The organism is Amycolatopsis sp. NPDC001319 (assembly GCF_042896185.1).
Taxonomy (GTDB): Bacteria; Actinomycetota; Actinomycetes; order Mycobacteriales; family Pseudonocardiaceae; genus Amycolatopsis.
The window spans coordinates 315,335-340,309 of record NZ_JBIAWY010000001.1 but is presented as its reverse complement, the minus strand read 5'-3'; the positions used below and the strand labels follow the sequence as shown (position 1 = coordinate 340,309).

General features: G+C 66.4%; 17 protein-coding genes. 8 read left to right on the top strand and 9 right to left on the bottom strand.

Annotation, left to right across the window (positions count from 1 at the left end):
* Positions 1 to 559: 559 nt before the first annotated feature.
* Both ACFY1H_RS01640 and ACFY1H_RS01635 read left to right on the top strand, forming a co-directional pair.
* Positions 560 to 958 (top strand): hypothetical protein, encoded by a 399-nt coding sequence (locus tag ACFY1H_RS01640; RefSeq protein WP_386943861.1) that lies wholly within the window; start codon positions 560 to 562, stop codon positions 956 to 958.
* A 52-nt stretch (positions 959 to 1,010) separates the two neighbouring features.
* On the top strand, positions 1,011 to 1,730 hold the full coding sequence (locus tag ACFY1H_RS01635; protein WP_386943859.1) for a hypothetical protein: 720 nt from the start codon (positions 1,011 to 1,013) through the stop codon (positions 1,728 to 1,730).
* Here the strand turns inward: ACFY1H_RS01635 and ACFY1H_RS01630 are convergent.
* Entirely contained in the window at positions 1,715 to 2,974 is a 1,260-nt protein-coding gene (locus ACFY1H_RS01630; protein ID WP_386943857.1) for an HNH endonuclease, read from the bottom strand. The genes ACFY1H_RS01635 and ACFY1H_RS01630 overlap by 16 nt on opposite strands.
* Positions 2,975 to 3,222: 248 nt before the next feature.
* Here ACFY1H_RS01630 and ACFY1H_RS01625 point away from each other — a divergent pair, with 248 nt between their 5' ends.
* Positions 3,223 to 3,981: a hypothetical protein gene (locus ACFY1H_RS01625; RefSeq protein ID WP_386943855.1), complete on the top strand. Its 759-nt coding sequence runs from the start codon at positions 3,223 to 3,225 to the stop codon at positions 3,979 to 3,981.
* Positions 3,978 to 4,784, top strand: a complete 807-nt coding sequence (locus ACFY1H_RS01620; protein ID WP_386943853.1) for a hypothetical protein — start codon at positions 3,978 to 3,980, stop codon at positions 4,782 to 4,784. Before ACFY1H_RS01625 ends, ACFY1H_RS01620 begins: the two co-directional genes overlap by 4 nt.
* 757 nt (positions 4,785 to 5,541) lie before the next feature.
* Here ACFY1H_RS01620 and ACFY1H_RS01615 read toward each other — a convergent pair.
* From ACFY1H_RS01615 to ACFY1H_RS01595, 5 genes are all read right to left on the bottom strand, one after another.
* Positions 5,542 to 8,595 (bottom strand): hypothetical protein, encoded by a 3,054-nt coding sequence (locus ACFY1H_RS01615; RefSeq protein ID WP_386943852.1) that lies wholly within the window; start codon positions 8,593 to 8,595, stop codon positions 5,542 to 5,544.
* Between the two features lie 911 nt (positions 8,596 to 9,506).
* Entirely contained in the window at positions 9,507 to 10,106 is a 600-nt protein-coding gene (locus tag ACFY1H_RS01610) for a hypothetical protein (RefSeq protein WP_386943851.1), read from the bottom strand.
* A gap of 205 nt (positions 10,107 to 10,311) precedes the next feature.
* Positions 10,312 to 12,258 (bottom strand): hypothetical protein, encoded by a 1,947-nt coding sequence (locus ACFY1H_RS01605; RefSeq protein ID WP_386943849.1) that lies wholly within the window; start codon positions 12,256 to 12,258, stop codon positions 10,312 to 10,314.
* A gap of 377 nt (positions 12,259 to 12,635) precedes the next feature.
* Complete coding sequence (locus ACFY1H_RS01600; protein WP_386943847.1) at positions 12,636 to 13,160, bottom strand: hypothetical protein; 525 nt, start codon at positions 13,158 to 13,160, stop codon at positions 12,636 to 12,638.
* Between the two features lie 226 nt (positions 13,161 to 13,386).
* Complete coding sequence (locus tag ACFY1H_RS01595; protein ID WP_386943845.1) at positions 13,387 to 16,716, bottom strand: error-prone DNA polymerase; 3,330 nt, start codon at positions 16,714 to 16,716, stop codon at positions 13,387 to 13,389.
* An 837-nt stretch (positions 16,717 to 17,553) separates the two neighbouring features.
* On the opposite strand from ACFY1H_RS01595, the gene ACFY1H_RS01590 reads away from it, so the two are divergent.
* Both ACFY1H_RS01590 and ACFY1H_RS01585 read left to right on the top strand, forming a co-directional pair.
* A complete protein-coding gene (locus tag ACFY1H_RS01590) occupies positions 17,554 to 18,042 on the top strand; it encodes a helix-turn-helix domain-containing protein (RefSeq protein ID WP_386943844.1) in 489 nt (162 codons plus the stop codon).
* Positions 18,043 to 18,132: 90 nt separating this feature from the next.
* Positions 18,133 to 18,690, top strand: coding sequence for a PIN domain-containing protein (locus ACFY1H_RS01585; RefSeq protein ID WP_386943842.1), 558 nt, complete (start codon positions 18,133 to 18,135; stop codon positions 18,688 to 18,690).
* Positions 18,691 to 19,996: 1,306 nt separating this feature from the next.
* Here ACFY1H_RS01585 and ACFY1H_RS01580 read toward each other — a convergent pair.
* Positions 19,997 to 20,461: a DUF732 domain-containing protein gene (locus ACFY1H_RS01580; protein WP_386943840.1), complete on the bottom strand. Its 465-nt coding sequence runs from the start codon at positions 20,459 to 20,461 to the stop codon at positions 19,997 to 19,999.
* Positions 20,462 to 21,000: 539 nt separating this feature from the next.
* Here ACFY1H_RS01580 and ACFY1H_RS01575 point away from each other — a divergent pair.
* Positions 21,001 to 21,663 carry a class I SAM-dependent methyltransferase gene (locus ACFY1H_RS01575; RefSeq protein WP_386943839.1) on the top strand — a complete coding sequence of 221 codons (663 nt, stop codon included), beginning with the start codon at positions 21,001 to 21,003 and terminating at the stop codon, positions 21,661 to 21,663.
* A 135-nt stretch (positions 21,664 to 21,798) separates the two neighbouring features.
* Here ACFY1H_RS01575 and ACFY1H_RS01570 read toward each other — a convergent pair whose 3' ends face one another.
* The gene (locus ACFY1H_RS01570) at positions 21,799 to 22,782 is read right to left on the bottom strand and encodes a methyltransferase (RefSeq protein ID WP_386944825.1); all 984 of its coding nucleotides are present in this window, start codon (positions 22,780 to 22,782) and stop codon (positions 21,799 to 21,801) included.
* A 98-nt stretch (positions 22,783 to 22,880) separates the two neighbouring features.
* On the opposite strand from ACFY1H_RS01570, the gene ACFY1H_RS01565 reads away from it, so the two are divergent.
* Positions 22,881 to 23,543 (top strand): RibD family protein, encoded by a 663-nt coding sequence (locus tag ACFY1H_RS01565; RefSeq protein ID WP_386943837.1) that lies wholly within the window; start codon positions 22,881 to 22,883, stop codon positions 23,541 to 23,543.
* Here ACFY1H_RS01565 and ACFY1H_RS01560 read toward each other — a convergent pair.
* Positions 23,522 to 24,931, bottom strand: coding sequence for an FAD-dependent monooxygenase (locus ACFY1H_RS01560; protein ID WP_386943835.1), 1,410 nt, complete (start codon positions 24,929 to 24,931; stop codon positions 23,522 to 23,524). The two genes, ACFY1H_RS01565 and ACFY1H_RS01560, sit on opposite strands and share 22 nt — an antisense overlap.
* Positions 24,932 to 24,975: the final 44 nt, after the last annotated feature.

The window sequence follows — 24,975 nt, the reverse complement described above, 5'->3', positions numbered from 1 at the left end:
CCTCCGACACGACCGAGCAAGTGGTTAAGGCCGCCCATCGTTGCCGCTCCGGCCGGGTGACCACCGACCCGTCACACCATCGTGGGCGTGTCCACATCGGACAAGGTGGGGCCAAAACTCGCCGGAAATCCCACGCCGGGGCCAGAACTACCCGAAGCAGTGGGGCCAGGAACTACCGGCAAAAACAGGGCGGTCGAAGAACTCGACAAGGTCGTCGAACACCTCGTCTCCTTGCGCCACCGACTGGCCAGGAAGCTCACTCCGTTCACCTCCCCGCACGACCACCAGCGCGCAGGGAGGTGAACGCCATGAACTGCGACCCTGCCAACGGCGACGGCCACTACTTCGTGAAGTCCAACGTGGACCCGACCGTGTGGGTCTGCTGCAAGCCCGGATGCGGCGCCACGCTCTGAATACCGGTGGCGGGCGGGACAGGGACTAGCTGGCCCGACCGGCCCCGACCTTACCTACGTCGGGCGCCGCCGGGCGACCACCGCCACCACGACCAACCCCCATCGACCCGAAGAGGCAGGCGGCCCGGCATGCGGACGAGGACCGCGTGCTGGGCGAGTATCAGCCGGGCAGCGAGATCGACAACTCCGACGACGCGTTCGACATCCGGTTCCTGTATGCCTTCTGGCGGCTCTGCGCACAGGAGATCTCCGTTACCGCATCAGCCGACGTCCGTCACGCCGCACAGCTGGCCGCGACGAAGCACGGCGTTTCGGCGGACGTGCGCGTCGTCCAGCTGCGCACCGCAAGCCCAGCCAGGAAGCTGACTCCGTCGACGCCGGCGACGGCCGGTGGAGGCACCGCTGGGTGGTGCGGGTGCACAAGGTCCGCCAGTGGTACCCATCCGACCAGCGCCACAAGATCATCTACCGTGGCCCCCTACCTCAAAGGACCGGACGACAAGCCGCTCCTCGGCGGTGAGGTCGTCTGCAGGCTCTCCCGCTGAGCATCAAAGAGGTCGGCAGGCACCGAACGACGATGTGATTTACTTCTCCTTCGTGGGCGTCTTGGAGTTCATCAGCTCGCTCGTCAGCTCCTTGGCGTGGCCCGTCGTCGTCACGACGCTGGTCATCGTGCTGCGCAAGCCGATCGCACGCCTTCTCACCGCTCGACCGCTCAAGTCATTCAAGGCGGGTCCTGGTGGTCTAGAACTTCACTACCTAGACGAGAAGCTGGAGGCGGCTGCCGCCCACATCTCGGAGGCAAAGGAACCTCGCGGCGAAGCCCACGAACAGGCCCACGCCGAGGCAGGCGAGCACCGTGAGCAGGTCGGGGCAGACGGCGATGACGTACGTCCCGGGGAGGGCGAGACGGATGCCGAACGCAGCACCGAGGACGCTTACCGCATTACGGACGAGATGACGGATCTGGTCCGAGTGTCGCCACCTGCTGCGGTTCTGCTTAGCTTCGCTCAACTAGAGCAAGCCGTACGGGATGCGGCGGCCGCGCATCCGAACCTCGGTCGTCAATTCGGCGTGAAACAGCCCGTCAGAACAGTCGCCAAAGAAGTTTTCAGTTCCTCGGAGTACGCCGCATTTGTTGATCTTGCCTCCGTGCGGAATAAAGTCTCGCACGCGGTCGACGATGGCAGCCGGTTCATCGACTCCGACCGTGCCCTCCAGTATGTGACGCTCGCCAAGGAGTTGAGCAAGTCGGCCGCCGCGGCTCCATCCGACGAGTTGGTGCTCTCCGATCGACAGGATCAGTCACACAGCTGATCGAGGGCCTCCCGGTGTAGCCCGAAAGCTCGCGCGCGCAGGTGCCGCGTGAGTATCGCCCGGTTGCGCCCACGGGTCTTGGATGCGTGGCAGTTCGGGCAGAGCGCGATCATTCGGCTGGGGTGGTCTGGCCCACCGAGCGCTAGGTCGTCGACATGGTCGACCTCGAGAATCGCCGAGCCGTCGGCGGTGGTGTCACCCGGCATGCCGGTGCAATGGTCGTTCTCGCATTTGTTCGCAGCCCGAAGGAGCACCGCGTCGCGCGCTTTGCGATTGCGCTGGTAGTGGTTGCGAGACCTCTTCGTAGGAGTCCCTTCCTGCTGCCCGCCGACGGGCTCGTCGCCCAATCCCTTCACGTAGTCCCTGTACGTAGCCTTCTTCACGTCACCGTCGCCGGCCGGCGCTACTGGCAAGGGGGGCGGGTCGTCGACGATCGCGGAGACGTCGATCAGCTCACGCACCCGGAAGGGCCACGTCGTCGGATCCGGGGCCGGAACTGCCATCATCAAGAACGAGTACTCGAGGCGTAGCTGCTTGGCATCATCCAGCGCCCACACCTGCGCGCGGTCTAGGACCGCAACCCACGTGACGAACCTGAAAGCCGCGCCGGCGGGCCGGTACCAGAACCGAACCGGCTCACGGTTGCGGCGCGCCTGGTCCAGCATCTTGTTGCCACGCACCAGCCGCTGGTGCCCCGTGCGTCCGTCTCCGCGGTACTCGAACGGGTAGACGGCATCCGGCGGCTCGTCCGCGTACGGCCCGTCCTCGTCGGAGAAGGCGTTAACGGTGGTCTCACCTGGGAACCGGACGATGCCGCCGACCTTGTTGCCGCCGTAGGTATCTTGAATCGCGGTCCGGTTGGAGTACTCGTCGCCGAGAGCAGGTGGCGACAGCTGTGCTGCGGTCACGACGGTGAACCCGAGCGCTTCGAGACGTCGCGCGACGCCCGCGGCTCCGCCGTTGAAGTCGCTCGCAGGCAGAGCGCCTCGCTCGGGGTGCTGGATGCCATACGCGACACCAGCGATGGCCTTCGAGTCGTAGCGGCGCCCCTCGAACTCGAGCAAGTAGTCACGCGCCGCTTCGAACCCATGCTCGCGGACAAACCGCTCACGACCGACGGTGTCGCAGCGCTTCATCGCCTCGAGTACCGCAGCACGGCTGGTGAGCTCACCAAGCGTCACCCAAACCTCCCCCAGATCGCGTCCACCGTAACCCTCGTTGCCATTGCGGATGGCCGAGGACACGCCTCGGCAGGTGCGTCCTCGGCCACCGAAACTGCCCCGAGCAAGACTCTCGCCCGCGAAAACGTCACCATGGGTTAGTCCGACCAGGTGAAATCTGACTTAGCCTATTTGGGTGGAGGACCCGCCGCGTCCTGAGCTTGGTACTTAGGGTGCCGGTCGACCTGACGGTGGGGCTTATTCTTGTACGAGTCGCTCACCCGTGAGCGGCGACAGTGGTGCGACGAAGCCCGATGTGGGGGTACGAAGGCGTGAGCAACCGACGTTTGACCCCTGGGTTCCAGCTCATCAGCTATGCGCGGGACGGCACGGGCTCCCTCGATCGCGCCTGGTTCGGTAAAGCGAACATCTACGTGAAGCCAAACCAAGTTGACCAGCCGTTTGTGGTGGCCAACGAGTTGCTCTGCTCCCGGTTGGCCTCGGCCGTCGGACTGCCTGTTCCCGTCGGTGACGTGGCATCAGACTTCGGCGGCGAGATCGTTTGGGTTAGCGCGCTGGTCACGCTTGACGGGCAAGAGACGGCCCCACCCGCCGCCGGAGAGGTCCAGGTTGCCCAGCCGGACCTTGTCGCGGGCATGTGCGTCTTCGACGTCTGGGTCTCGAACGAAGACCGTCACGACGAAAACCTTATCTACCACCCGAAGATCGGGCTGTGGCTGATCGACCACGACCAGTCCCTCGGTGGCAAGAAGACTGGCGAGCCCGAGGTGCTCGAACGCTACCGTGACCAGCCTCTCAGATACCACCTGTTCAGGGGGGTTGATCTCCACCCGAAGCACGTAGACGACTGGATTTCCAGGATTCGCCATGTGCCGACCAGTGCGATCACCCGGATTGTCCGACTCGGAGCGAGTCTCGAACTCTACCCCCCAGATGCATGTCAGGGCATCATGGAGTTCCTAGAGCACCGCAGACGTCGGCTGCCTGACCTGGTGAGGCAGTCGCTTGGACTGAAGGATACAGCACCCCACGGCGCAGAGGACGCACCGAACGGAGAGGAGACGACATGACGGCACCGACGTGGTATCTCGTCCGCTACATGCCTGACCTTCAGCGTCGCGAGCCTCGCAACGTCGGAGTCGTGCTACGCCCTGAACATGGTCCCTGGCTGACCAAGTTCATAGGGGAACGCGAAGATGGTTCAATAAACGGCCAACTTTTGACAAAAGATATCAAAACAGAGGTCTATAAGACGTGGGTAGATTATTACCGACGCAAGGCCTCTGATGAAATGTGGCCCGATGTCGAAAGAATGCAGTTGGCCAGAATTCGAAATTTCTATATCGAAGATGGAGGTATATACCTCGGCCATATAACGTCGATGCGGGCACTCCTGGAGGACCTCTATGCAGAGCTTGTCGAGGCGCCGGCCGTGCCAATTGCAATCGCTCGTCCAGAGCGAATAACTGCGCGCGTGGATAGGATTTTGCTGCGCGCAGGTATTAGGCCGCAGCGAAACATCGAGGTTGAAGCAAGGTTTGGTGACGGTACTGACCTTGTCCCATTTCGGTATTCGTTCGAGAATGGTCAAGTGCACCTGATGGACGTGTTGTCTTCGCGGAAGCCGCAAGATGCCGCCCATGATGCGAGGGAACTGCGAGCTCGAGTTCAAGGTGTCCGCGACGCGGGGTCCATTAAGAGCTTCATTGCGTTTTATGACAGAACCATATTTCCGGAAGCGGATCTAGAACACATTTTGCGGCCAATTGAAGGCTTGTCGCGGACTGTTGATGTTCAGCGAGAAGAGGCAGCCATACGTGACATGCGCGAACTCGTCTCCCATGGTGGAGAAGGGAAGCAGTTACCGCGCTGACCACCAGCTGCTTCTGTGCCCGATGTGCGACTTGGTCTCGGCGCCGCTCAGTCGGTCGCTGCCGAACCAGTCGATTGCGGTCCTGCGGCCCGCGACCTGCGGCTATGGCCTTTGTCCCGCCGACCGGAGCGGCTCGCTATGGTCGGCGCGGGCAACGCCGGCGTGCAGCTGATGATCTCGACGCTTGATGTCGCCCAGGGTCGGGAGTGGACCAGCGCGGACCAGGCGGCCGTCGGTAGCGAGGGGGCCGTGGCGAAGCCGCTGCCAGCCGGTATCCGTTGCGCGGTGGCCGCGCCGGGTGGGTTAAGGTCTGCCACTACGACGACATCGACGCGTTCGTACTAGGCGTGACCGGCAGCCCTGCCCGGCCAACCGCGCTGGTGCTGGGCCAGACGGACTGGCGCGGATGGGTGCGTGCGGTCGGGGCGGCTGTCGCGGATAGCCCTTGTGTCGCTGGTCGGTCGGCTTCGGCTCACTGCGAGCGGACCGCAGCGAGCCGCAATGCTGATCAGCACCCCGGCCCCCTATCAGGTGAATCGATGTTGTGTTCGATGCAACGTCGTGGAGCGGGTTAATGCGCCGGACGCGGCGCACTTGTGATCGCCGAGGGCGTGGTGGGTTCCGGAGACCGACCGGTCAGGCGCTGGGGCTGTAGAGGGCGTCGCGAAGCACACGGCCGACCTAACGCTGTAGTCGCCGAAAGATCTTGACCGTCTCCTCGTCGGAGAGTCCGGTGGTGATCCCCTTATGAGCGGCCTCAGCTCGGTTTGACGCTGCAAGACGCGACTCGGTTCCAAAAGTCTGCCACGGGCGGATTGTCGTCGATGTCTCGGTGGTGCAGCTGCTCAATGAACTGGACCCGGACGCGCTGCACTGCTGCACCGCCTGCCGACATGGGGACCAGCTTTGCCGACTGGGAGTCCCGCAGGAACTTGACGAAAGTGGTCCACACTTCCGACCCGAAGGCCAGCTGCCACCGCGAGTTGTCGTCCGCCGGCATCAGGTCACGCTGGTAGACCACCACCGAATCGGGGCGCTGCCTGAAGTTGTTCAGCAGGGCTTCGACGGCGTCGGCGAACTCCTTGTTGTGACCGTCTTCGGGGACGGCCGGGACCGGGAGGCCGAGCTTCTGCAGCGTCCGCTGGATCTCCTGTGGTCGTTCGAACAGCGACCCCAGGGCGATCAGCTGGCTAACCTCAGTGCCTTCGAAGCGTTCGATGCCCGGGACGTGTTGGCTTTCGGGGGGTAGCCACAGGGCATCGATCGTGCCTCGCTCGAACTGCAGATTTGTGGCCTTTTCGGCCGGGAGCTCAAGCCTGCCGAACGTGCACTCGCGGAAGGTCACGTTCGCCACCTCGGTCCCCGTGAGGTCGAGCTCCGTGAAGGTAAGGCCCTCGAGTTCGATGTCACAGAGGGTCTTTGCGTGGCGGGCGATTAGCGCCCATAGGGAGCCGAGGTTCGCGCGGTAAGCCTCTTGTCGTCCGGCGGGGAGGTCGTCGGCGCGCGTTGAGTTCAGCCTGAGGAGTTCTTCCACCGCGCGCGGTTCCGACCGGACTACGCGTGCTGCCGTTGCGACACGAAGCTGCGTCTTGGTCAGCATGGCGACAACGGTGTCCAGGTTGTCTCTTCGTAATTCTGACAGGAGGGCGTCGGCGAGAAACAGGTCGTAGAAGAGTTCATGCTGGAATGTGAACAGTCGTTTCGCGGCAGCGCCTTCGTCGACCGCGAGCCCGCACAAGACCGACAATCTCTGAAGCAGGCCCGGACGGACCTGGAGGTCATCTTCGGACAGCGCGGCCTGGACGGCAAGTTCCAGATCTTTGAGTTCCACCGCCCGGGCGCCCTGCTCCGCCATGAGCGCGGCGATCGCTTCGAACGTACCGCGCAGCTCTGCGGGCGAGAGCAGGGGTTTGTCCTGGCCGCCTCCCATGAGGAGTTTCATTGATTCCCGCTGCAGGTACTGCTCAAGGACGATGTCGGGGAGCGTGGCGGCTCCCGCTCGCCCGGCCGTAACCGCTTCGACATAGACACGGGCAAAAAAGGGAAGCCCCAGCAACCGCCTATCCTCGGATTCGAGGTCGTCCAAGGTGGCGGGGTCGATGCCGTGGCTGCGTAGAAATCCGTCAAGATCCGTCTCGCGCCACGGCTGCAGCGACGCCACCCGATGCTGCACGAGGACCTGTTGCCGCAGTTGTTCCCTGACCAGACTCGTCCGGTACTGGTTCAGGTAATAGGACGAACGGGCCGACACGACGATGACGCCGCGGCCGCCCATTGCGTCGATCCACGGCTTGAGGGAACCGAGTGCGTTCTCGTAGCCGACGCCGCCGAGCAGCTCGTCAAAGCCGTCGATGAAGAGCGCAATCAGCCCGTTCCGGCAGAGCGTCTTGACGGTCTCGAGTTCGAGGTTGCGGGTCGCGGCACTGGCAGCCGCGATGGCGTTGTCCAGACTTCCCGAGGTCTCGCCTGTGGAACGGACAAAATAGAAGAGCGGCAACCGCCGGTCCGAGGGTGTGCTCTCGTCCTCGTTCTCGATCGCTCTCGCGCGGTCCAGCGCTGCGGTGACGAGCGCGCGGGTTTTGCCGATGCCGGCCTCGCCGCGTACGAAGTAGACTCGGGTCTGGGTGCTGCGCATCCTTAGCCGCTCGTCGATCTCGTCCTGCAGGCCGGTAAAGTCCATGTATGCGACGGACCCGTCGGTCTCTGCGTCTTGCATCGAGGTGACCTTGACCCGCGGCGTTACGAGGTCGTCGGTCGTCCGTGTCCACCCAAGTGCCTTGCGCTCACCGGCGACCAGCTCGTGTTCCACCGCCACGAGGTGCTGGCGGACCCGGCTGGCCACCACTTGCCAGTTGGCGAGGCGGCGCAGGAAGTCGCGGTACGGTAACCAGGTACTGGTCTGGTCGTCCCGCCAGAGACGCTGGTCGCTGTCGCCGATCCGAAAGCGATCGGTACGCGGTTCGGCGCCGGTGCTGAGGGCCTGGTGCCAGTAGACGGTGACCTCGGCGTCCTTGTCGTAGGGGTGCAGCGCGTGGTCGAGGTCGCGGAAACCGTCGAGATCGGCCCGCAGGTCGTCCACGAACCCGCGTAAGGTTCTGTCCTCGTTCTGCGCGCGTAAGGAGCGGTTAAGCGCGATCATGAGGTCGTCGCCGCTGGTTTCGACGCGGACCTCACTGTGGTCGGCGCGGAGGTAAGCCGGTGCCGTTCCGGTGAAGCTGGTGAGCACGCACATCCGCCCGGCTTCGTCGAGGCAGATGAACGGCCATGTCCCGAGGCGTCTTCTCGGCCATCGCAGCTCAAGCTGGTGCATTCCGCTTTCGTCGGCGACCGTGCCCAGCTCCGCCTCGGCGAGATACCCGCGGATCAGGGACGAGAGGTTCTGCATGGTTCGGCGAACTCGTTCGGTCGTGGTGCGCCTCGCATCACCGGTGGGCAGCGGGTTGCCGTGGAAGAGGTGGTCCCGGAGCTTCTTGAGAGTTCCGAACTGCGGGTCTTTGCCGCTTACTTGAGCAATCTCCGCGAGGACCGCCTCGATCAGCTCGTCGACCGGATCAGCGCTCGCCTGCACGGTGCCTCTGAGAAAGCCGAGTGCGGTGCTTAGGTAAGCGAGGAAGGTGCCGAACCCGGGGGAGCGGTGGAGCCGCACGTGGTCCGGGTCGAGTTCCCGGATCTTGGCGGCGGCGCACATGGTCACGAACCGGAGCTGGAAATCGATGGCCGCGATGTAGACGTGGATTACGGCCTCCCCATCAAGGCCGTCTGGGAGGTAGCTGTTCTCGAGCTCCTCATACCGCTCCACCGCCGTTGCCATCCATCCTCCATGCCACTGGACTTTGTCCACGAGCGATCGCGCCGGAGCGGCCGGGCGTTACGGGGGCCCTCCAGCGGGAACGTCAACGATGGACTGTGGCACCAGATGCGCAGCTTCCACGAGTGGCGTTGATGACCTGGCAAAGATCCCACCACCACCCTGCTGCGACGTTAGCAGCGACTCGACCACCGCCCACGCTCTATCGGTCAACTCACCACGACCAACGACCAGGCACAACCGTCAGAGGTCGAGGTCAACCACTTGCAGGACACGCCTAGTCAGTGGTCACAGCGAACCCGAGGGGCGGTCATAGATGGGAGCGGAGGCACTGACAGCGTCGGCCCGCGACGCTCGCGTGCCCACGACCAGCGATCTCGACCAGAATATGGACGAGACCGTGGGCGGGTGCGCAGCAGTTCGTGGTCCACACTCTGGTCCACGAACTGCTGCCCACGGGTGCCGGACACGCCCAGTTCGGCGCAAATCCTGCCTGTCGCGACCAGGCGTTCCGAGTATCCCCAGGCCAGCGTTAGAGCTACGGATCAGATGGTCCGAGATTTGATGCTCCCGCCAGTCTGAGCATGCGGAGGTAGCCCGGGCTCTGCGCTCAGTGATCGAGTATCGCTGAGCGGTTGTTGCGGCTGGTCAGGGTGTCGGGGTGTTCGGGGCCGTTTCGTTCGTTAGCTTGTTGTTTCACAAGCGGTTGGAACAGAGGGGCTTCTCCCCGGGGACCCTTCTGTTCCAGCCGCTTTGGGCGCGCATCGAGTGTCTAAATGAGTGTCGATAGCCGGCGACGCTCCCGGCCGTCCGTGGATCAAAAGGCCCAGTCTCCACAGGTCAGCGACGGCTTCGTAGGCTCACGGAACTCCGTTGCCACGCCGCGTTCCGGGTTGGCCCTGGCGGTGTGGTGATCACAACCGGTCGGCGAGGGTTTTCGCCAGGGTCACGTAGCCGGCGCGGTAACTGTCGTTGACGGGGTCGGCCAGTTCGAGGATGGCGACGCGAGTCACGCCGTGGCTCAGCGCGGCGACCACGATCGCGGTGCCATTGTCGTTGCTGAGGCAGTAGACCGCGGTTTCGGTGAGCGACTGCGGTTTGTCGGCGCAGACCTCGGTGCCCGATTCCAGCGCCTTCGCCTGCGGGAGCTTCACCGGCGTGGGGAGAACTGCAAGTTGTGCCAGATGAGAACCGGGGTCGTCGGCGCGGTGGTAGTCGCAGCCGTAGGCGGTGAGCCCGTGCCCGGCTGATCTCGGGGATATTTCCGTGCTGTCGTAGATGTTCGGGTCCTCGATCGCCTTCGCGATCTCCTGCGGGCCCAGATATGGACACGCCGCAGTCACCGTGGCCGGCGACACCGCCGGCACGAACGGTGCCGGAGAAGGAGCACTCGTGGTGGGCGCCGGGCTGTGGGAGGACGGCGCCGCCGCCACCACTCCGCTCCCGTTGTTCGAACACCCGGCAGCAGCCGCCGCCACGAACGCGACGGCGATGAATCTTCGAGACAAACTCATGCACCGAATCCTGCGCGAACGCCCATCAGGCAGGTGCATCAGAGCAAGTCCAGACAACCGCCGGGTCAGCCTGATTAGTAGCAGACGTCGGGGTTGGTGTTGACCAGCGCTTTTGCAAGGTGAAGGGTCAGTGGTTGCGCTGGCAGGTCTTGGCCGACAAGGCTGCCACCGCGTCAGGGACGCCGGAAGCCTATTTCTACCTGGGTCACGTCTTGCGGACCGCGCCGGTAAATCCTGCGATGAAGAGGGTGGCGAAGCCCCAGGCGAGCAGCCGGAGTCCCCAGCCCAGCACGGTGAGCGTCTGGCCGGTGGCGCTGTTGGTGGTGTCGCAGCGTGTGCGCGTTCCGGTTGAGATCAACGGTGTGCCGAGGTCGAGTCCAACTCCGACGCGTTCGACAAACGTGCACGCAGTTGGTGTCGGGGTCGATGGCGTTTGGATTCGCGCTAGTCCACCGTGGGCTCCCAACCCCGTGGTGAACAGGGCAGCGAGGATGAGCGTGGCGAGCAGGCCCAGGAGTGCTCGCCAGGGCTGGTAGCCGTAGCCGAGGAGGAGCCCGGTGAGACGGGCCCACGTACGCGCGGCTCGTCCAGTCAGCGCACGTCGTCGGATCTGGTCCCGTCGTTGCTCGATCAGCACGCGCCGAGCTTCTCGGTCATGCCCCGCCGCCCGATGCGCCGCGGCCAGCTGCCGGTACGGTTGGGCTGCGTACGCCGGAGTGGCCTCGCTCAGCAACCTCAGCCACGTGTCGGACGAGATACCCCGTGGCAACCCCGTGTAGTCCAATCCGTCGACTTTCAGCCGAGCATGCATGTCGTCGACGTGCTCTAACAACGTCGGATCGAAAAAGAATGCCCCTCCGACTCGAAGGTCGGTCAGATCCAGCACCGGGCCCTCCCCGCCCCCGCTCGCCGACAAGCCGCACTCGAGAAACAAGGGCCCGTTGGTCTGGAGTTTGCCGGCATCCAGGGCAGGGCCTGTGTCGTTGTGGAGCGTCGCTCCGTGACACTCCAATTGGCCACCAACGCGGACGATGCGTAGATGTACTGCTCCGTCCTTTCCTGCGCCGGTCGCTGAGAATCCGCCGCGCAGAAGTAGAGAGCCGTCGGTCCGGAGGTGATTGGCCATCAGCGCGGGGCCTGTGTCGTTGCGGAGCGTCGCTCCGTCGCAGGCCAGTTCGCCACCGATGTGTGCGCCGATGAGGCTTAATGTGCCGTTTTCTCCGGCGCCTGTTGCGAATATGTCGTCCAAGAGCAGAGAGCCGTCGGTTTGGAGCCCGTTCGCCATCAGTGCGGGGCCTGTGTCGTTGCGGAGCGTCGCTCCGTCGCAGGCCAGCTGGCCACCAATGTGGGCACTCGATAGATCCACTGTCCCGCCGCCTCCGGCGCCGGACGCTGAGAATGCGACGTTTAGGAATACGGGACCATCGGTTCGGAGGTGATTGGCCATCAGCGCGGGACCCGAGTCGTTGCGTAGCGTCGCCCCGTGGAAATCAAACGGCCCCCTGATATGCGCGCCGGGTAGACGTACCGCCCCGAGTTTTCCGTCACCGGTTGCTGAGAATCCCACGCTTAGGAACACCGCTCCGCTGGTGCGGAGCCCGTCTGCCCTAAGTGCCGGACCCGAGTCGTTGCGTACGGTGGCCCCAACACAAGTGACTTCACCAATTTGAGCTGTGATCAAGCAGATCCCGCCGCGCGCGCTGTGGGCTTGCACTGTTGTTCGATTCAAGTTGAGCGTGGTTGTAACCGCCCCGTTGGCAGTGAGCGGTGCGTCACTAAGATGTTCGAGTCGGCATCCAGGAAATGCAAGGACTGGCAGGTCGCTGGCGTTGGCTGAGCATCCCTCTTCCAGCCAGCAGTCGGTCAGCGTGAGGGCAACTGTGCTGGTGATGTTGTCGAGGTCCAGGCGGCCGGCGATGCGGGCCCCTCGCAGACGTAGCCCGTGCGGGTCCGCGTCGGGAGCGAGGCGACCACGGACGATGTCACGCACGACCCATGCGCGAATCGTCCGCCCTTCTCCCCACGTTTGCGTGGCAAGTTTCCCCTTGGGCCCGTTCGCAGTCAGGTCGAGAACTTCGCCACGCTCGACATGGTCGACCAACTCACGTTCGACAGAGGTCAGCTTTTCCTGGATGCCATCTTCTGTCGTCACGCGCTAAAACGTTACCGGCAGCGACCGGAGAAGAGACACCTTGAGGGGATTGCAACACCCGGCGGTGTGGACATGCGGCCGGCGCGCGTCGGTGGCATCGCGGTCGGAGCCGCCAACAGAGGTTGATCTTGGTCCACACTCTGGCCCACGACTGCTGCCCACCGGTGTCGGACACGCCCAGTTTCGCGCAACTGGTGCCTGCCGCGACCAGGCGTTCCGCGTATCCCCAGGTCAGCGTTAGAACTACGGATCAGACGGTCGTTGGCACCGGTGTGGAGGCGGCTGCGGTGAGGCCGCCGGGGCTGCTGCCCGCCGGGGTGTCCCAAGCCCGGCGGGCAGCAGCGCCACACGTCAGGTGTGGCTCAGGAGGTAGTGACTCAGCCGATGCCGGTGACCTGCAGGGCGGTGGTCCAGTTGTTCTTGATCGCGGAGCGGGCGGCGGAGAGGGTCACGGTGCCAGCGCACACGGCGTTCTTGAGCTTGGTTTCCGTGCCGTCCTTGGTGTGCGCGGTCTGCGAGCCGGAGTAGGGCTCGGGCCACAGGTTCTTCGGGTCCCGCGGGGCGCCGCCGAGCTCGAGCGGGACCATGTGGTCTTCCTCGTAGTCGGCGAGGCTGGTGTCGCTGTAGCCGTAGTCGGCGATGCCCTGGACCTTCAGCGGGTTGGTGTAGGACGTCGGCGGGCGCACGGTGGCGGTCCAGCCCGACACACAGATCGTGCTGTGGATGTTGGACTGGGTGACGTCCGGGTTGTACGTGCCGGGAGTACAGCCCGCGTCGGGCAGCGGCAAGCGGGCGGTGGAACAGGTCGCGGCCAGAGCGACACCGCCGGCGACGATGACGCCGCCACCTGTGAGGGCGACAGCGGCGAAGATCGCGGTGACCGACCGCACGACGACACGCATGGAAACCTCCGGAAACTGTCCCCGGACCGGGTCGCCGAGGGCTGTGAACATCGCACCCCACCGGGCGCGACCAGGAAAAGAACCACCGGCGTGAACACCGCGTGTCAGCATCGGCTCACGAATACGAACTTTCCCGACGTCAACAGCCGGATGGCCTACAGCCACCGGAGTGAACCACCCAGCACAATCGATAGCGGGCACGCCCGTGCGCACACGGCTGGTGGACTCACCTGAAGTCCCGGGACTTCGTTGCCAGCGATTTGAGGTCCAGCGGCGTGACCTTGTCGGCGACGACCGAGACGGTGCCTCGGCCGACTTGAGCAATGCCGCGCACGAGCAGCGCCGGGCTAGTGAGCCATGTGTTTCGGCATTTCCGCCAGAGCCCGATCGACACGACTACGTTCGTCATGCCGGTCTCGTCCTCCAGGTTCAGGAACGTGATCCCGCCGGCCGTGGCCGGCCGTTGCTTGTGGGTGACAGCGCCGCCAACTTTGATCCGCGTCCCGTTGGGGACGTCGAGGAGCTGGCTGGCGGGGATGGCGCCGAGCTCCTCGAGGTGGGTGCGGAGGAAGGAGATGGGGTGGCGGTCGGGGGTGATGCCGGTGGCCCACAAATCCGCGGCGGCCAGTTCGAACGTGGTCATGCCGGGCAGGGCGGGGGCGTCGTGGCCGAGGGCGAGCCCGGGCAGGTGTTCGGCGCGGGTCGTCGCGGCGGCGCCGGCGGCCCAGAGGGCGGCGCGGCGGTCGGGGCCGAGCGGGGTGAACACGCCGGCGGTGGCTAGCGCCTCGACGACGGGCCGGTCGAGCTGGATCCGCTGGGTCAGGTGCCCGATCGAGGTGAACGGGCCGCCGGCGTCGCGGTCGGTGACGATCTGCTCGGCGACGTCCTGGCCGACCTTGCGGATTCCGGCCAGGCCGAGCCGGATCGCGACCCCGTCGGCGCTGTCGGGGTCGGGTTCGAGGGTGGCGTGCGGCAGGCTGCGGTTGAGGTCGGGTTCGCGGGTGGTGACGCCGTGGCGGCGGGCGTCGGCGACGAGGGACTGCGGGGAGTAGAAGCCCATCGGCTGGGCGCGCAGCAGCCCGGCGCAGAACGCCGCCGGGTAGTAGCGCTTGAACCACGCGGAGGCGTACACGAGCAGCGCGAAGCTCATCGAGTGCGCTTCGGGGAAACCATAGCCAGAGAAGGCGTGGATCTGCTCGAAGATCCGCACCGCGAGATCGCGGGGGATGCCGTTGGCGGCGGTGCCCTCGAAGAACCGTCCCGCGAGTCGGCGCATCTTCGCACTGGAGCGTTTGGCGCCCATGGCGCGGCGCAGCTGGTCGGCTTCGGCGGCGGTGAAGGAGGCGACGTCGCGCGCCATCTGCATCACCTGCTCCTGAAACAGCGGCACCCCCAAGGTCCGTTCCAAAGCGGGGGCGAGCAGGGGGTGTGCGTGCTGCCACTGTTCTTCGCCGCGGCGGCGGCGGATGTAGGGGTGGACCGAGCCGCCCTGGATCGGGCCGGGCCGGATGAGCGCGACCTCGACGACGAGGTCGTAGAACTTCCGGGGCCGCAGCCGGGGCAGGGTACCGAGCTGGGCGCGGGACTCGACCTGGAACACGCCGACCGCGTCGGCTTGGCAGAGCATGTCGTAGACCTTGGGGTCGGCCAAGTCGAGGTCGTGCAGGCCGATCTGCAGGTCGTGGTGTTCGGCGACGAGGTCGATCATGTAGTGCAAAGCGGAGAGCATCCCCAGCCCGAGCAGGTCGAACTTCGTCAGCCCGATGGCGGCGCAGTCGTCCTTGTCCCACTGCAGCACCGAGCGGTCTTTCGCGGTGGCCCACTCGACCGGGACGATCTCGGAGACCGGGGTGTGGGCGATGACCATGCCCCCGGAGTGCACCCCGAGGTGCCGCGGCGTGTCCTCCAACCAGGCGGCGGTCTCCAGCACGTCGTCGGGGATCCCGTGCCCCTGCTCGGCGGCGCTCGGGGCGGAGGCGACGCTGGACCAGCGGTCGACCTGTTTGCCGAACGCGTCCTGCTGCCCGGCGGAGTAGCCGAGTGCTTTGGCGGCGTCGCGCACGGCGGAGCGGGCGCGGTAGGTGATGATGTTCGCGACCTGGGCGGCGTGGAAGCGGCCGTGTTTGGCGTAGACGTACTGGATCGCCTCCTCGCGCCGGTCGGCCTCGATGTCCACGTCGATGTCCGGCGGCCCGTCCCGCTCCGGCGCCAAAAAGCGCTCGAACAACAACCCCCACTTCACCGGGTCGGCGTGGCAGATGAACAGGGCGAAGCACACCGCGGAGTTCGCGGCCGAGCCGCGGCCCTGGGCGAGGATGTTGGCCTCGCGGCAGAACCGCACGATGTCCCACACCACCAGGAAGTAGCCGGGGAACCCGAGTTGCTCGATCACCTCGAGTTCGTGATCCAGCTGGGCGTAGGCCTTCGGGTTGTCCGCGCGGGCGCCGTAGCGGACCCGGGCGCCCTCGAACGTCAAATGCCGCAGGAACGCGGTCTCATCGGCGAACCCGTCGGGGACGGGGAACGGCGGGAGCTTCGGCGCCACCAGCGCCAGGTCGAACGCGACCTCGGTGCCCAGCAAGGCTGCACGCTGCACCGCGCCCGGGTAGCGGGTGAAGGCCTGGGCCTGCTCGGCGCCGGAGCGCAGGAACGCGGCGCCGGCCGCGGGCAGCCAGCCCTCGAGCTCGTCGACCGAGCGCCGCGCCCGCACCGCGGCCACCGCGAACGCGTGGCGATCGTTCTCCGGCACGGCGAAGTGCACGTTGTTCGACGCGACCGTCGGCAACCCGAGCTCACGGGCCATGCCGGCGAGCAGGTCGTTGTGCATCGAGTCCAGCGGCTGGCCGTGGTCGATCAGCTCGACCGCGACGTGCTCGCGGCCGAACCACTCCACCAGCAGACGCAGCTCGTGCGCGGCGGCCGGTGCGCCGCGGTCGGCCAGGGCCTGGCGCACGGCGCCCTTGCGGCAGCCGGTGAGCACCAGCACGTGCCCGCGCAGCTCCTCCACCACCTCCTCGAAGGTGTAGAGGGGGCGGCCCTTCTCGCCGCCGGCGAGCTGGGCGCGGGAGATCACCCGGCACAACCGCTGATACCCCGTCAGGTCGCGAGCCAGGGCCAGCAGGTGGGTACCGACCGGATCCGGGATGCCGCCCTGCGGGGCCGGGAGCTGCAGCGACAGCTCGGCGCCGTGGCCGGTGCGGATCCCGAGGTCGCGGCCGGCCTCGGCGAAGCGGACCGCGCCGGACATGCCGTCGTGATCGGTCAGTACGACCGCGTCCAGGTCCAGCCGCACCGCCTCCTCCACCAGCGCCTCGGGGGAGGAGACACCGTCGAGGAAGGAGAAGTAGGAGTGGGTGTGCAGCTCGGCATAGGACACCCGCGCGGTGCCGGCCTCGTCAGCGGGATGGCGCAGCAAGCCGTCGGGCGGACGATAGCCATCGCGCTTGCGCGACCACGCTGGCGAGTCCCCGCCATCCCCGCGCACCGCCGACCCGCTGCGACCGGATGCGATCCGTTCCAGCTCCGACCACGGCATCGGCGGGTTGTTGAACGCCACGACGAACTCCCACAACGACTCGTGCCGTGGGAAGGCCGGCGACCAGCAACTATCGAACACGTGTTCGTATAATCGCTCTGACGTGCGCTGATCGCAACATGCCCGACGTCACTGTGACTGTGACTTCTACTTGTCGCTTGTAAGCGGTATCTGTCACCGCCTGTTTGAGTGCCGCGCTGCCGCGAGGATACGAGTGCTGGTGCGGTCACTGCCTCGCCTGCGGCAGGTGACGGTCTGAGGTCGCGTCGAGCCGGCGGTCGCGTTAGGCGACGGCACCACCGGCCGAGCGCCTCCGCCGACTCGAGGATCCCGGGAAACCGGTCGGCCAGGCTGCTGTCGGCGCGGGACTGGACCGCCCTGGCGGGGACGTGGATGAGGCATCGCCAGCCGTCGAGCTCGGTTCATACCCGTGGCCGGCCGCGGGCAGCACCGCGGCAGGCTCGGCGACAGCGAGCTTCAGCGGCAGATCCGGCACGGGCACCGGTCCATCGTGAACCTCGCTGACCTGCAGTGCAGCCGTAGAGCCGCCTGAACGCGACGCTGGCGAACGCTACGTACGTTCGGCGCCAAGATGCGCACGTAAAGTCGACCGGAGCTAAACCGTCGGCCACGAAGGTGTGCGCGGGAAGATACTTGAAGAGACTAGAAGAGTTCGTTTCGTTCGATTAACCTCTGTGGTTAAGAGGACGGATCAGGAACAACTTGCAACGAACCATCGCAAGAAGGACCGACGAACCTGTCGCGCGAACCACGTCACCCAACGAAGTGACGACGGAATCAAGGACGAACCGCGACCGGCGCAAGCAGGCACGACCCGACCGTGCGAAGGAGGAGTGAATGTCCGCATCGCTAGAGGATCGGACCGTCCGCCCGCCGGACGAGAGCCACCGCGCGGACTACGCGGATCTCCTGCATGTCCTCGCCAAGAGCCGCGCCTTCGCCGAGCAGGGTCAGCCGACTCTCCTCGTCGGGCCGGGCGGCAAGACAGCCGAGGTCCCCGAGGAGCTGTTCGACGTGTTGGTCATCGTCGCCGGGGCGCTCGAACGGGGTCAAGGCGTCACGGTGCAGCCCGCCAACGCGGAGCTGACCACCCAGCAGGCCGCCGACCTTCTCGGTATTGCCCGGCCCACCCTGGTCCGGCGTCTGGAAGCTGGCGAGATCCCGTTCCACTCCACAGGCCGACACCGCCGGGTCTACCTCACTGATCTCCTGGAGTACGAGGAGAAGGCGCGCCGCGACCGGCGCAAAGCGCTGGCCGAGCTTGCCCGCGAGGGTGCCCGCGACGGCAATGAGGAAAAGACGAACCGGTTCATCCACACCCGCTGATCCCCTGACCGGGGGATCAGCGGGGCGGCAGTTGGCTGCGTCGCCTCGTCGTGCGCACGCTTCACCCGTTCGGTAGGGGACAATCGTTCGGTGGCCTTCCCCGCGTTCCTCGACACCTGCGTGCTCGTCCCGTACAACCTTGCGGACTTGCTGCTGACCATGCCCGACTTCGACAGCGCCTACAGGCCGCTGTGGTCGTCGGACGTGCTCATCGAGTTGGAACGCAACCTCATCAAGCTCGATGTGGCCCCGCCCAAGGCTCGGCGACGCATCGAGGCGATGACGAAGCACTTCGACGATGCACTCGTGACCGGCTACGAGTACCTCATCGACGGGATGACCAACGACCCGAAGGACCGGCACGTCCTCGCCGCCGCGGTGAAGGGCGGCGCCCAGGTCATCGTCACCGAGAACATCAAGGACTTCCCGGCCGCGGCGCTTGATCCCTACGACATTAAGGCGGTCACAGCGGATGAGTTCTTGCTCAACCAGCTCGACCTGTACCCGCAGGCCACAGTGGCGGCTCTGATGCAGACGGCGGAGGATCGTGACGACCCGCCGGAGTCGGTCGACACGGTGCTCACCTACCTCAACAAGCTGGTGCCGAACTTCGTCGGTGAAGTTTTCCGGTTGGCGCCAGGGTCGTAGACTCGCACACATGTTCGAGGATTGATTATCCGCCACATCGAAGCGCATCCTCGCTCGACGCAGCCACACCGTCACCTCCGCGGAGAACCCGCGAGACTTGAAGACGCGACCTCACCAGTCGCGAGCATCGGCTCGACGAAGCCGGGCACCTGAGACTGGCTGGTCGACGTGCACTGCGCCATCCGACCTCCTGTGTGCGACGGCAACAGCTCGCGCCAGGCTCGAGCGCAACTCGGACCACACCGTTGCACGCGTATAACAGCAGGTCATCATCTATTCGGGCAGTGCGGGATGATCGTTGGTAATGCCGAGGGTGAACACCGCGGCACCAGCGGCAAGCCGCTGATGTGTCGTTGTTACGACTTCGGGCTTGCCGAGGGCGAGTTGATAAAGCACCCTCGCCGGGTGGGCTACTGCGCGACGGTCGGGCCCACCCGGCGGTTATGCCGCTAGCGCAGGTAGTAGTGCTGCACGATCGGACTTATCAACGAGATCAGCACGATCAACAGCTTGAGGTACTGCGTTCGCAGTTCAACCGAACGGCGCCAACCAGGGCCGTTACCCCTGGTGCGGCGCTTTCTGCGCGTCTTGCTCGGGTCTGTCAACGACTCTCCTTATGGTGGAGAAGCCCCGGATTGGGGCGGGGTTTGTATCCGGTGCGGCCGGCGCGCGGCGGATGGGGTGGACCGCCGGATGCTTGTGGCCCGTGTGGTCCGCGGTCATGGTGAACCGACGTGCAGCGTGATGGCAATTCCGGGTGTTGACCGATCTGTGGATTACTTGTGGACAAGTGCTTCCACCTGCGGTTAGAGCTGTGCGCGCGTTGGGGACAGATGTGGACAGTCGAACGTGATTTCCATAAAAGCCCAGCTCAGAGCACAGGGAGAGTCTGTGGACTACTTTGGCAACCTCGTCCGGCGTGTCGCTCAAAGTTTTTTCTTCGGCGTGTCGCGCGATCGGGCAGAGCGTCACGCGCTGGGTGGTATCGGATGCACCCGCGCGTCGGAGGCGGGCCGGCGACGACCTGCAAGAGGCTTCAACAATGACCGGGCAAGGCTCGAAACAGGTGTCCAACCGGGACTGTGTCCGTCGTGCGCGTTCGGGATTTATTCGAGTAGATGCAACATTGATGCACTCGGTGGTCAACCGAGTCTTCGCCGGTCAGGGCGGGTGCCGGGCAGTGCCGGCGGTTGGCCTCAGCGGGGCCGCGATGCTGATCAGCACCCATACCCGAATCAGATGAATCGATGTTGTGTTGGATGCAACGTCGCGGAGCGGGTAAACGTGCCGGGCACTCTCGCGTGTTCTACTGCTTGCAGATCGCGCTCGCCTCGATCGTCGCGACGATCTTCTCGGCCTTCGCCTGGTCGACCGATGCGTCGGCGCCGAAGCGCGAGGCCGCGTTCTTGACGACGGTCGCGTGGTCCTTGCCCTGCGCGAGGTCCTCACACACGTTCCGCCCATTGTCGATCGCGCGATTCGCGTGCCCGACGACGAGCGCAGAATCGATCTGATGCAGCAGCGCCGCGAGGTAGGTCCGCTCCACCGGCGCCACCGGATCCACCGAGCCGTCCCGCGGCGGAGCTGAAGGCGCCACCGGAACCAACGACGGGACGTTCCGCGGCGGAGCAGCGGGCACCACCGGCGCCGGTGCAGGCGGCCGGCTACCGCAGCCGGCGAGAAGCACGAGAGCACCGAAGATCACGAGAAGTTTGCGCACGGTCGCTAAAGCGCGCTTTCGCGCCGTTTCGTTACGGAAGGACGCGTTCACCGATGTGTGGACCGCAGGGGCACGGCGGACCCCGCCGCGTGCCGGTGAGCACGCGCTCGACAACTCGCAGAACCAACGAAGGGTGGGCCCTTCTCCGTCCTCTGACAGCAACTCCGGGCCAGACTGGAGTTGATCAATGGGTGCCACGATGGGTGCGAAACGTCGTCGCTAGCATCCAAAGGAGCCACGACAGACACGGGTTTGGTCAGCGTGGCCAGCGCTGGACGGCTGCGGGGTAACGGGCCACCGCTTTTGCAAGGCGGGGGTCAGGGGTTCGATTCCCCTCAGCTCCACAGCTCAAGAAACACGACGAAGGCCAGGTCAGAGGGGATCTCCTTTGACCTGGCCTTCGTAGTATCCGGCGGCCGTACCTCCCGCCGTGCCCCTGCGGGCGCTCACGCGCGGCCTCGATGTTGCGGCTCATCGAGTCCGCGATCGTGTGGTCGCGCTCGCGCCGAGTGCGGCCTTCAATCTCTGCGCCCTTCAGAGCTGGCAAGCGTCTCTGGTCGCGTTCGTCATGCCTCGATACGGTGCCCTCCGTGCAGCCATCCGATCTTCTGCGGGTCCGTGAGTCCTATGACCGGGTCGCCGACCTCTATGTGGAGCTTGGAGTGGGTCGGTTGGAGGAGGAGCCGTGGCTACGGGCCGCGCTTGCCGCCTTCGCCGAGTCCGTCCGCGGGCTCGGCCCGGTCCTGGACGTCGGCTGCGGCCCGGGCACCATCACTGCGCACCTCACCGAGCTCGGGCTGGACGCTGCGGGCGTCGACCTGTCGCCGCGCATGGTCGAGCACGCCCGGCGGCTTTACCCCGACCTGCGGTTTTCCGTCGCTTCGGCGACCGAACTCGACCTCGCGCCGGCATCGCTCGGCGGCGTGCTCGGCTGGTGGTCGCTGTTCAACCTTCCGCGTGAGGAGCTGCCCGGTGTGCTGAAGACCTTCGCTGAGGCGCTCGTGCCCGGTGGTCAGGCTCTTGTTGGCACGCACGTCGGCGACGGCGACGTGCCGCGGACCAAGGGCTACGGCGGCCTGCCGGTGTCCTGGGCGACTCACCTGTACCGCCCCGAAGAGCTGGCCGGAATGCTGGCCGACGCCGGTCTGGAGTTGATCGCCGACCTGCGGATCCCTGCGCAACCGCCGCAACCGCGCCCCCAGGTGCTGCTCGCCGCGCGACGCCCGGCAATGCCGGAGGCCAGCGGCGAGTAGCGCGGACTCGTGTGTGCCCGATCAACGGGGTGCACGCGTGGACTCGCGGGAACGGTCTCGCAAAACCGCTGGTAGACGCGCCATGAGATCTCGGCAGGTCGTCCGGGATCTGCGGACGGGCATTTGCAGGCGGGGTCAGGGGTTCGATTCCCCTTTGCTCGGCTGCCGGTCGTGGTGATGGGCGACGATCGCGCGCGCACCCTCTTGGTGGAATTCGAGCAGGCAGCGTTGCGAAGTCAGGTCCGTGACGGCGTCCAGCCTCAAGCCGTGGGCCGAGGCGAGCGTGCGGAACTCGTCGAGGCGGCGTTCGCGGCCGCCGAAGATGGTGAGCATGGCGAGGGCGCTTGCGGTGTCCGCCTGGAGGCCGGCGACGGGTTCGACGACGAGGATGCGGCCCGTCGAGCCGGCGGCCTCGGCGCAGCGCTCGAGGATTCGGTGGGCGTGGGTGTCGTCCCAGTCGTGGAGGATGTCGACGAGCAGGTAGGCGTCGGCGCTGGGCGGGAGCGGGTCGAAGAAGCTGCCGGCGGTGACCTGGGCGTCCAGGGCGTGGGCGGCGAAGGTGCGGCGGGCGTCGGCGGCGGTCGGGGCGAGGTCGAGCAGGTGGCCGCGCAGGCCGGGGTTCGCGGTGAGGATGGCGGCGAGGATGTCGCCGCGGCCGCCGCCGACGTCGACGATCGTGGAGAACCGTGCCCAGTCGTAGCCGGCGACGAGTTGCGGGATTTGCTCCCGGATGCGGAAAGTCATCTGGCGGTCGAAGGATTCGCGAAGATCCTCGTTCTCGGCGAGATCCGCCCAGAAGTCCTGGCCGTAACGACGCGGGTAGGCGGCTTCGCCCGTGGTGATGCTGTGGGCGAGCTCGACGAACGCCAGCTCGGCGCGCCCGCCGGCGGTGTTCAAGTCGAGGAGCGTCGCGGTGAAGTCGTCGCGGAGGTGGTCGCCGTAAGCGGTGGTGCGGTAGCCGGTGGGGGTGTGCTCGAGGACGCCGAGCGTCGTGAGGTGGTCGAGCAGGAGGCCGAGCGCGACGGGGTTCACCCCGAGCTCGGCGGCCAGTTCGGACGGTCCCGCGGCGGAGAGCAGGCGCGCGGGCAGGCCGAGAGTCACGGCGACGCGCAGCGCCATCGGCGTGGCGAGTCCGGCGAGGCGGCGCAGGGTGTTCGTATCGTCGTGGGTCACGAAGATCTACTGTGCCGGGCCGGTCAACCGAAAAAGGAGAGCCGATGCGTCCCCACGTGCTGCTGAGCGTCGCGACGAGTGTCGACGGGGCGATCGACGACACGACCCCCGAACGGCTGCTGCTGTCCAACGCCGAGGACTTCGACCGCGTCGACCAGGTGCGCGCGGAGTCCGACGCCATCCTGATCGGCGCGGGAACGATCCGCGCCGACAACCCGAGGCTGCTGGTCAACAGCGAAGAACGTCGAGCCGAACGCGTGCGCGCCGGCAAACCCGCGTATCCGTTGAAGGTGACCGTGACGGCGTCGGGCGACGTCGATCCGCAGTGGAAGTTTTGGCACCACGGCGCGGAAAAGCTCGTCTACACCACCGAAACGGGCGCCCCGACCGCTCGCGAACGGCTCGGTCAGCTCGCCGAAGTCGTCGCGCTCGGACCGCAAGTCGACTTCGGCGCGCTGCTCGACGACCTCGGCCGGCGCGGCGTCCGGCGGCTCATGGTTGAAGGCGGCGGGCAGATCCACACCGCGTTCCTCTCGCAGGGCCTGGCCGACGAGATTCACCTCGCCATCGCGCCGCTCGTGGTCGGCGCCGCCGCCGCGCCGCGGTTCCTACTGCCCGCGTTGTACCCGGGCGGGCGGATGAAACTGCTGGACACGCGGGCGATCGGCGACGTCGTGCTGATCCGCTACGCACCGAAGGCCGGCTGAAACGTCGCGCGCAGGGCGTCTTCGAGCGGGGTGTCACCGCGCCATGCGACGGCGGCGTCGGGGCGAAGCAGCACGGCCGGCAACGCGGTGTCTGCCTTGGCGCGCACCAGGTTCACGCGCTCGGCCCAGCCGGCGGGGAGCTCGACGTCGCCGGTGAAATCGAGCAAGACGGCGCGCCCGTCGCGCAGGAGCTCGGCCACGCGGGTCGGTCCGTCGGCGGTCACGAGGTCCAGGTCGGGCAGCCGAGCGGGATCGTCCAAACCGGACATCATCCCGGCGAGGTAGCGGTTGGTGTCGGGCAGGCGCATGAGATCGGTGAAGATCTCGCTCAGCGCACGCAGATCCGGGTCCGGGTTCGGCACGGCGAGAACGCGTTGGGCCGACGTGTGGTGCAGCACGCGGGTGGCCTTCGGGTGGCGTTCGGCGTGGTAGGTGTCGAGGAGGCTGTCCGCGGCTCCTCGCAGCGTCGCGGCGAGCTTCCAGCCGAGGTTGAACGCGTCCTGCACACCGAGGTTGAGGCCCTGCCCGCCAAGCGGCCCGTGGATGTGGGCGGCGTCGCCGGCGAATAAAACGCGGCCGTGGCGGTAGTTTTCGAGCTGGCGCGTGGCGTCGCTGAAGCGGGAGATCGTGCGGACCTCGGCCAAGGTGGTGGGTTCGCCGTAGATCGCGGTGAGTGCCTGCTGCACGGCTTCCGCGGTCATCGGCGGCTCAGCTTCGTCGCGCTTGCCGTAGGTGAAGCGGTAGTGGTCGCCGCCGGTCGGCACGAGCATGCCCCAGTGGTCGGCGGTGGTCCTGGTCATCGTGCTCATGTGGCCGGCCTGCGCGGGCACCAGTTCGGAGACGGCCGATAGGCGCACGTCGGCGAGCACCGCCCGGTACGTGCCGGGACGTCCGGGGAACGGCAGGTCCAGCAGCTTGCGCACGGTGCTGTGCGCGCCGTCGCAGGCGACGACGTACCGGGCGCGCAGGTCCCGGTCGGTGGTCACGGTGACGCCGGTGTCGTCGGCGCAGATCGCGGTGACGTCCTGACCCCGCAGCACGCGAGCGCCACGGGCGGTCGCCGCCGCCTCCAGCACCTCCTCGACCTTCCACTGTGGAATGCCGATCGTATGGGGATGCCTGGTCTGCCAAGGCGTGCAGTCGAGCGGCACCGGCATGCCGGCGAAGTGCCCGCCGACGGCGGCGCGCTCGAACTGCCGCTCGCGGATCGCGTCGAGCAGGCCTCGCGCGTCGAGCAGCTCGGCGGTGCGCGGCTGGATCGTGCCGCCCTTCGTCTGCTCGATGCGTTCGGTCAGCTTCTCCAGCACCACGACCTCGGCGCCGCCGAGGGCGAGCTCGTGCGCCAGCGTCAACCCGGCCGGGCCCGCCCCGACCACTATCACGTCCATGAAGTGCTCCTCAGTGCATAAGTAGACTGAGTGCAATATAGCCC

Coding starts and splice junctions, on each gene's coding strand:
- ACFY1H_RS01620 (WP_386943853.1), top strand. CDS start 3,978: ATGACGGCACCGACGTGGTATCTCGTCCGCTACATGCCTGACCTTCAG.
- ACFY1H_RS01615 (WP_386943852.1), bottom strand. CDS start 8,595: ATGGCAACGGCGGTGGAGCGGTATGAGGAGCTCGAGAACAGCTACCTC.
- ACFY1H_RS01610 (WP_386943851.1), bottom strand. CDS start 10,106: ATGAGTTTGTCTCGAAGATTCATCGCCGTCGCGTTCGTGGCGGCGGCT.
- ACFY1H_RS01600 (WP_386943847.1), bottom strand. CDS start 13,160: ATGCGTGTCGTCGTGCGGTCGGTCACCGCGATCTTCGCCGCTGTCGCC.
- ACFY1H_RS01590 (WP_386943844.1), top strand. CDS start 17,554: ATGTCCGCATCGCTAGAGGATCGGACCGTCCGCCCGCCGGACGAGAGC.
- ACFY1H_RS01570 (WP_386944825.1), bottom strand. CDS start 22,782: ATGGCGCTGCGCGTCGCCGTGACTCTCGGCCTGCCCGCGCGCCTGCTC.
- ACFY1H_RS01565 (WP_386943837.1), top strand. CDS start 22,881: ATGCGTCCCCACGTGCTGCTGAGCGTCGCGACGAGTGTCGACGGGGCG.
- ACFY1H_RS01560 (WP_386943835.1), bottom strand. CDS start 24,931: ATGGACGTGATAGTGGTCGGGGCGGGCCCGGCCGGGTTGACGCTGGCG.